Source organism: Pseudobutyrivibrio sp. JW11, assembly GCF_900115355.1.
In the GTDB taxonomy this organism is placed as follows: domain Bacteria; phylum Bacillota; class Clostridia; order Lachnospirales; family Lachnospiraceae; genus Pseudobutyrivibrio; species Pseudobutyrivibrio ruminis.
Genome location: NZ_FOWB01000008.1, coordinates 114,880 through 120,735 on the forward strand (window position 1 = coordinate 114,880; position 5,856 = coordinate 120,735).

Here is a 5,856-nt window from a genome sequence, read left to right on the forward strand (position 1 = left end):
TCAAACCCTTGGCTACTACCATTTTTTTCTCTATTAAAATAAGCCAATGGTTTAGTTGCTATAAGTTTTGGATGGCTCGTAATCTTATAACCTCTATTTTGAGCCTCTTCTCCCATAACCTCTTTTATAATTTTCATATACAATATACTCATATCATGTCACTCCAGAAATTTTGGACCTGCTCCTGTGTGGTCAAGCACCTACTCATATAAACCATATCTAAACAATTCTGGTTCTTTATTTATTGGCTTATTCCAATGGATAAGAGGTTTTGTATTATCTAAACCCCATCATCTGCACATTGCCCATACAAAATCTACTTTTCTTTCATTATTGTGATATCTTAGCCACGCCTGAACAACAGCATCAATAGGCCAAACTTTCAATACTCTTTGTGGACGATTAATTTCTACTTTCCATGTATCATATGACACCTCGCCACCCTCTTCTCTTATAATTATTTCTGTTAAAATGGAGGCCATGCCTAGCCATAAATCATATATCTCCTCATTTTTCTCCGGTGTATCTTCAGCCTCTCTGTTTTCCCATAATACTTCATCAATATGTTTCAATTGTTCTTCTCTAGAACCATTATCCAAAATATGATAAATCGCATCATATTTCTTTACTAATTCTTTATGATGTGCTTTAAAATAGAGTTTTCTCTCTGGGGTTTCAAAGGAATCTGTTTTTTCTGTCAACATCTCATCTAACAGCTCAAAGCCAAATTCCTTAATAAACTTATCAAAAAAACTAATTACTTCTATAAATTCTTTTTCTGTCTCCGCACACCAATATTCATTATCACTATATTCCGGAAGTACGTTTCCAATTTCTTTTACACTATTTCCTTTTGCAGAGGACCACATTATTAATTTGTATTCACTTTCAAATATCGAATGCTGTTGAATATATACTTCCTCTTTAACATCGTTTACATTTCTTACAAAAGTCCAGATTATTCCCTTTTCTTTGCCAATATATTTAAAACCTTTCTTTTCTAGGGTTTTTCCCAATATCTCCTTTATTATTCTTGTTTTATTCATAATTTACCTTTATTACTCAAGTCCGCATCCAGTCACTGCATATTGGTGCCTGACCCCATTACGAATTTATTACATTGTAATTTCTATGTAATAGGGTCAGGCACCTTCTCCTGTTCTTCTTTTAAACCACTCAATAAATTCAACTGCTCCTGCTGCTAAGAATAAAAAGAGCATCATAGATGCAAAATACATTTTCTTTATAATTTTGTTTATCTTCTTGATTTACATTTTTCATATTGTTTCACTATCCCCAACTTTTATGATTTCCTATTAATTCAACTCTTCTTCCGTGAAAAACTTATTTACAATGCTACGAAACCACTTATCAGTATCCTTATTTCTATATGCAGTAATAATCATATTGAAAAACAACATATTCTCATTCACCTTTAATAAATATCCTGTTAATATACAAGCTGCTTTTAATAACAAATCTTTTGCATCTAAGAAGTCCAGCTTATATGCATCCTGTATTAAATGTTCAATATAATCCAGGGATTCTTTTATTGTTTTACCTTCAAACTCTTTATGTACTTCCTCAAAGACTGCTTTATAATTGTCTAACACATATTCATTATCTGAATGTGTAAAATAAGGTCTGTTTGATGCTTGTTCTAACAGATCATATCCTTCCTTAAGCATATAATCATTGAAAGATCTAATACAATCTTCGAACTCCTCTGCACTATTGTATTTTAGGTGTATTTCTTTCCCACAACATCTCAGAAAAAGTGTTTTCTCTCCAATTAAATATTCCGTAATCTCAAACCCTTGGCTACTACCATTTTTTTCTCTATTAAAATAAGCCAATGGTTTAGTTGCTATAAGCTTTGGATGGCTCGTAATCTTATAACCTCTATTTTGAGCCTCTTCTCCCATAACCTCTTTTATAATTTTCATATACGATATACTCATATCATGTCACTCCTATGCAATACAATCATTTCCATCTGTACTAATATAATTACTATCAATATATATAACTCCAAGTAACACACAAAATGCTAAAAAGGTTGCTGCCAATGCCGGTTCGTCAGCTAATCCTATAACAGTCGCGTCATCCGCTAGCATTACTGCCATTGCATCAATCATACCTAATGCTAATCCCATTTCGATTGCTATTCTACCATTATATACAGGGGAATCATCCAATCCCATCATATAATTAGTTGCAGCTGAAAGTACCGTTGTTGTTTCAGGTTCATATACTTTACAATCATCTGGTAATTTCTTTTGGTAATTGTATATAATAAGACCATCTCCATACGTTCTATATACTATATACTCGTTTTCATTTAGCATTGATGGAATAGCTATGTTAAATGTTTCGTCATATGATTCTCCTATTGTAGCCATTTCCATTCCAGATTTAATCTTGTTTATATCATTGTCATTAAATGCATCAACATATCCTTGTAACTGAGCCTCACCTATTGCATGATTTACTGCACCTTCTGCATAACTTCCTGGCTTTATCTCATATATTTCTGCTGTAACAGCATTAAAAACAACGATATCTGCATAACCATATTTGCCATTACCATGATATGATCCACCTTCAATCGAATATTCAACCGCGCAATTAGGTGCAAGTTGTTCCATTGCATATGCTTCCATCATCAAATGAGCTTCTATACCTTCAGCAGCTGTATAATGTCCGTTTAAGTCTATTCTATCTAATGGTCTGTTATAACAATACTCATATAAATTTAGTGATTTACTCTTTCGAAGCCCAATATACCTCTCTTTATCTCTTGATATAAATCTTGCATTTTTTGCATCATAGTATCTAGCCTGTGCAAAGTAGCTTCCTGTCATTTCATCATGCTGGTAGCCTGTGAATGCTAGTGGCTGGATGATATTGCCTTGCTTTGTGTAGGCCGGCTTTTCTTTTTTTCCTGTGAATGGATTTATGTTTCTTCCAAACTCATCGTAAGCATAGGTTGATGTAGCTATGCCATCTGTACCTGTCAGGTACATTCCTGTTCCTAGTTCATCAAGCATATAGAAATAGTCATTTCCTGCTTTAGACATGCTTACTACGTTACTGTCATATGTATAGGTCTCAGATTCACCATTAACTGTGCGCTCTAGCATGTTGTGGTAGTCTTTGGTGATGTCTAACAGGTAATCGATGCTTTCTGTAGGATTTTGAACTGCTACTCTTTTTCCCATTCCGTTGTAGCAATAGGTTGCTTCTTTACCTTCAGCATCAACTACTTTTGAAAGCATGTTTGTTGCATCAAAAGTAAAGGTCTTTTTCAAGAGACCTTCTGTGTATTCTTTTGCTATATTTCCTCGTTTATCATACTCGTAGGAGATGGACTTTGAATCAGATACTGTTTCAAGTAATCTATCAAGCTCATCATATCTATACTTTGTTACTACACCTTCATCTGTCATAATGCTTCTGTTTCCGAAGGCATCATAGGTATAGCTTCTTAGCAACTCACCATCTCTTCTTACATTTGTGAGTCGCTTTTCTAAATCGTAGTCATAAGTGTATTTGCCTGAAATATCCTTAAGTTCTCTTCTGGTTCTTTCAATCTCAGTTCTATTTCCTTGTGTGTCATATCCATAAATATATCTATCTAAGAGTCCTTTTGAATCATGCATCTCAAGACTTCTAAGATATCCACCTGGAAGATATGACATTACTTCTTTATTAGCATTTGGAAGTATCTTTTCTGATAGTCTATTAAACTCGTCGTATATATAACTTGTTTTATCTGCTCCACTAATCAGTTCACTTAAACGAAGATTATCATCATAGATGTAATCTATTTTCTTTCCATCAGGGTATGTGATAGATGTACGTTCTGATACATTTCCATATGTATAAGATACTTTTCTACCTTTATAATCAACTACTGATAAAGCCCTTCCTATTACATCTCTTTCTACAGATGTTGTTCCAAGCCAGTCTTTAAACTGATTAAGTTTTCCAAGTGCATCATAAGAAAACTCTACACTTCTACCGTCTGCATAACCTACCTCTGTTACTACTCCAAGGTTGTTATACTTATAGTTTGTGGCATAGTTATCTCTATCTGTCTTAGTCTTAAGACGTCCATACTGATCATACTCGTATGTTTCTTCCTGACCAAGGGCATCTGTTACCTTTGTAAGCTGACCTGATAGGTTGTATGAATACAGTGTGACATGACCATCTTTTCCTACTGTTGGGAAGTATTCTGAATCCGTATTTACGATTCTTCCTTCTGCTCTATGTACACTCTTTAGATTATCAAGGGCATCATAGGTGTAAGCGGTCTCGTTACCAAGCGCATCTACTACACTTTTAAGGCGACCCGTAGGAGTATAGGTGTAAAGTGTGGTGCTTCTTCCATCTACTACCTTTGTGGCTCTTCCCATTGCATCATACTCGTATGATACTGTGCGTCCATCTGAGCCTTCTACTTTTGAAACTCTGCTTAGTACGTCATAGCTATAGCTAATCTTATAGCCATCTGCAAATACTCTTGATTCAACACGTCCTACATTGTCATACTTTAAAAGCTGCTCTATCTTGCCACAAAAATAGATTACATTAAGCTTTCCTGCATTGGTGTATTCAAATCTTCTTACTCTACCTGCAGCATCTGTGATTGTTTCTATTTCTCCAAGCCTGCTGTAGGTATAGCTTGTTTCATTTCCAAGTGGATCTGTCTCTTTTGTTACTCGGCCAAGAAGATCATACTCTCTTGTGTACTTGTTTCCGAGAGTATCTGTCATTTCTATGAGGTTGCCAGACTCGTCATAAGCATAAATTTTCTCATGTCCTAAAGCATCAACCTCTTTTATGATTCTATTTAAAGCATCATAATCAAGGCTACGTACCTTTACGTCGCCTAAGTATTCTTCTATTACATTTCCATTTCTATCATAAACATAACCAGTTGTTCTTCCCTCTGGGTCTGTTACTTTCATAAGTCTCATTAGAGGGTCATAATCATACGTTATGACACCACCATTAGGCAGAAGTACTTTCTCCTGCTTTCCCATGGCGTTATAAGTAATTTCTGTTACTCGTCCTGCTTCATCAACTACCTTTGAAACACGGCCCATGATGTTTATGTCATAGTTTTTAATTGTTCCATCAACCTCTTTTACTGATGTAACCTTTCCCATCTCATCATAGGTGTACTCTCTAGAGTTACCCAAAGCATCAATGGTTTTTACGATACGGTCTGCTGCGTCATACTCATAGGTTGTTTTAGCACCATCTGCTGTAGTTGTAGCTATAACTCTATTTAAGTTGTCGTATTCGTAGTTTGTTACAACACCATCCGGATCCTTTATCGTATTTACGTTACTTCTATCATCGTACGAAAACCACGTAAGAGCTCCAGCAGCATTTCTTGTTTTTTCTAGATTTCCATCGCGATAGTAGAATCTATTTGTCTCATTAAGTGGATTTCTTATTTCAAAAAGCTTTCCATCAAGGTCATAAGAGTACTTATACTCTTCTCCCTTAACGCCCTTTACAGCCATAGGCTTTCCATCTGCTCTATAGGTAATGCTTGTTTTATTTCCTAGGGCATCTACTATCTTTGTAAGATGGCCCTTATTGTCATATGAAAACCTGGTAGTATTTCCTCTTTTATCTGTAAAGCTTGTCTTTTGATTTCTCTTGTTATAGGTGTATCTTTCTTCACCATCATAGTACTTTGTCTTTGTATGACGTCCCATGTCATCATGGGTATACACTACCTGATTACCGTTTTGTTCTGTGGCAATAGTAGTCATCTTTTCATCATCATACTCATAAGTCATAGTAGTATCGTCTGGAAAGCTTTGCTTTGTAGCT

3 protein-coding genes are annotated in these 5,856 nt (G+C 35.2%); all 3 read right to left on the reverse strand.

The genetic code is table 11. The features are described from left to right. Nucleotides 1-290: 290 nt before the first annotated feature. The gene (locus tag BM102_RS09005; protein WP_090481165.1) at nucleotides 291-1,046 is read right to left on the reverse strand and encodes a hypothetical protein; all 756 of its coding nucleotides are present in this window, start codon (nucleotides 1,044-1,046) and stop codon (nucleotides 291-293) included. Nucleotides 1,047-1,316: 270 nt separating this feature from the next. Continuing rightward, a complete protein-coding gene (locus BM102_RS09010; protein WP_143085479.1) occupies nucleotides 1,317-1,946 on the reverse strand; it encodes a hypothetical protein in 630 nt (209 codons plus the stop codon). A 27-nt stretch (nucleotides 1,947-1,973) separates the two neighbouring features. After that, nucleotides 1,974-5,856: RHS repeat-associated core domain-containing protein (locus BM102_RS09015; protein WP_143085480.1), on the reverse strand; the 3,883-nt coding region annotated here is incomplete at its 5' end.